The organism is Mycobacterium sp., from assembly GCF_052145595.1.
Lineage (GTDB): Bacteria > Actinomycetota > Actinomycetes > Mycobacteriales > Mycobacteriaceae > Mycobacterium.
Window position 1 is genome coordinate 1 of the sequence record NZ_JBKQOI010000135.1, and the last position, 2626, is coordinate 2626.

Here is a 2626-nt window from a genome sequence, read left to right on the forward strand (position 1 = left end):
CAACGGCGATGCCGGTTTCGCCGGTGAACCGATCCTGCCCGTCGGCCTGCACGTCAAACAGGTCCAGCAGGCCGTGCACCGTCCACTCAGTCTGCTCAGATTCCGTGGTCAAGATCAGCTCCACCTCTCGCGCTAGCGGCTCACGGCTCAGCGTGACACTTTGAGTAGGATTTGTAAAGCTTGGCTAACAAGACTACGGCCCAGCGAATCATTCCACCAACGGAACGCACAGAGAGGCAACGCAATTGGGCATAGTGACCAGCACCTCGGAGACCGCCTTCACCCAATCCGCCGAGACCGTGTACGACTTCGTCACCAACCCGGCTAACTGGACGAAGACCTACCCCGGCAGCGCACACATCGGCAAGTTGCCGGAGCTTCCGCTCAAGGTCGGCGACACCTGGGAGGAAGCGGGTCAAGACGGCGAACGGATCTTCAGCTGGCACCTGGCAATCGCCGATCGGCCCACGTTGTTCGTGTTCAGTTCGGTCGGTCGCCTCAGCCATGATCGCGGCGGTAAAGGCGGCCTCGAGGGCCGCATCACGGTGTCGTACCGGTTCACCAGGCCGGGCCAGGACATCACGCTTTTCTCCCGGACCATGACGATCGAGGCGTACAAACATGCGCCGCTGCCCGACCAGCTCTTCCAGCAGGCCAATCCGGCCAGGATCGATGCATATCATCAGGCCGTCGCGCGCGAGCTCGCCAAGATTGACACCAGTGCCCGCGGTGCGTGACACTTTTGCGGTGTTTTGTAAAGCGGAAGATTTGTCAAAGGCGTGAGCGGATGATTCCCGAGCCGCTGGCCAACGGATTCTGCTTCGGCGAAGGCCCGCGCTGGTTCGAAGGACTGCTGTGGTTCTCCGACATGCTGGGCGAAGCCGTACACACCGCGACCATGGGCGGCTCGTTGACCACGCTGCCGCTGCCGGGGCACAGCCCATCGGGCCTGGGCTTCCGTCCCGACGGGTCGCTGCTGATCGCCTCGACCGAAGACCGGCAGGTGCTGTGTTACGACGGTGAGACCGTCGCCACCATTGCCGATCTAACCGACCTGGTGCCCGCCAACCTCGGCGACATGGTCGTCGACGACGAGGGCCGCGCCTACATCGGATCCCAGGCGTTTTCGGGTGGCGTCATCGCGCGCCTCGATCCCGACGACAGTGCTACCAGTGCCACTATTGTCGCCGAAGACCTCGACTTCCCCAACGGAATGGTGATCACGCCGGACCGCAAGACGCTGATCGTCGCCGAATCGATCGGCCGGCGGCTGACCGCGTTCACCATCGGCGATGACGGCGGGCTGGGGGACCGACGGATTTTCGCGGGCGGCCTCGACGGGCCGCCCGACGGCATCGCGCTCGACGCCGAGGGCGGGGTGTGGGCGTCGATGACGCTGGCCCACCAGTTCGAGCGGATCACCCAAGGCGGCGTGGTGACCGACCGCATCGACATAGGTGATCGGGTTGCCATCGCGTGCGCACTCGGCGGCCCGAAGCGCCGCACGCTGTTTTTGCTGTCGAGCACCGACGCATATCCCCAGCGCCTGGTCGGCACCCGGCTCTCCCGGCTGGACGTCGTCACGGTTGACACTCCGGGCGCCGGCCTGCCGTGACACAGCGAGAGGTTGACGAGTGACCGACTCCTATTACGAGCTCATCGACGGTGCCGACGCGCTGGGCGAGAAGTTCAGGGCCACGGATCTGGTCCGGAGCACCTGGACGGCGGCGATACAGCACGCCGCGCCGGTGTCTGCGCTGCTGGTTCGGGCTCTGGAACGCTGCGACCAGCGCGACGACGCCCGGCTGAGCCGGGTGGTCATCGATCTGTTGGGTCCGGTGCCCGCCGAAGGCGGCCTGTGGGTTCGCCCGAAGCTGGAACGCAGCGGCAAGCAGATCGAGCTCGTCAGCGCCGAGATGCTGGGGCTGGGTCCCGACGGTCAGCCCCGACCCGTCGCCCGCGCCAGCGGATGGCGACTGCAGCAGCTCGACACGGCGTCCCTGGCGCACGCGGCGGCGCCCCTGCCCCGGCCGTTGACCGAGGCCCGAAGCCGTGACCTGGCCAAGGATTGGGACCGCAACTACGTGCACAGCCTGGACTGGCGATGGCTCACCGCGCCGTTGAACGAAGGCCCGGGAGAATCCTGGATCAAACCGACCGTCGACCTCGTCAAGGGCGAGACCATGACCCCGTTGGAGCGACTGTTCGCGGTGGCCGACTGCGCCAACGGCATCGGCAGCAAACTCGACATCACCAAGTGGACCTTCCTCAACACCGACCTCGCGGTGCATGTGTTCCGGATCCCCGACGGCGACTGGATCGGTATTCGCGCCGAGACCAACTACGGCCCCGACGGCATCGGCACGACGATCGGCACGCTGTTCGACGAGCAGGGCGCGATCGGCGCCATCCAGCAGAGCGTCCTGGTACGCCGGCGCCCCGGGCGAGCCTGATGTGGGAGCGACAGATATGAGCCAGGCGAAAAACATGACCGAGACCGACACCTCGACGCGTCAGCGGATCCTCGCGGCCACCGCCGAGGTGCTCGGCCGAAACGGCAAGACCAAGCTCAGCCTGTCCGAGGTCGCTGCCCAGGCCGGAGTATCGCGCCCCACGCTCTACCGCT

4 protein-coding genes and 1 pseudogene are annotated in these 2626 nt (G+C 66.0%); 4 read left to right on the forward strand and 1 reads right to left on the reverse strand.

Features of this window, described 5'->3' with window-relative positions; translation table 11 throughout:
- Positions 1-112: pseudogene (locus tag ACLP4W_RS12290) on the reverse strand (thioesterase family protein); the annotation flags it as partial.
- 133 nt (positions 113-245) lie between these two features.
- Between ACLP4W_RS12290 and ACLP4W_RS12295 the strand changes: the two are divergent.
- The 4 genes from ACLP4W_RS12295 to ACLP4W_RS12310 all read left to right on the forward strand — a co-directional run.
- Positions 246-737, forward strand: a complete 492-nt coding sequence (locus tag ACLP4W_RS12295; RefSeq protein WP_442386403.1) for an SRPBCC family protein — start codon at positions 246-248, stop codon at positions 735-737.
- A 50-nt stretch (positions 738-787) separates the two neighbouring features.
- Complete coding sequence (locus ACLP4W_RS12300; protein WP_442386404.1) at positions 788-1615, forward strand: SMP-30/gluconolactonase/LRE family protein; 828 nt, start codon at positions 788-790, stop codon at positions 1613-1615.
- A 19-nt stretch (positions 1616-1634) separates the two neighbouring features.
- On the forward strand, positions 1635-2453 hold the full coding sequence (locus ACLP4W_RS12305) for a thioesterase family protein (RefSeq protein ID WP_442386405.1): 819 nt from the start codon (positions 1635-1637) through the stop codon (positions 2451-2453).
- Between the two features lie 16 nt (positions 2454-2469).
- Positions 2470-2626, forward strand: a 157-nt coding sequence (locus tag ACLP4W_RS12310) for a TetR/AcrR family transcriptional regulator (protein ID WP_442386406.1), incomplete at its 3' end; no start/stop codon positions are given.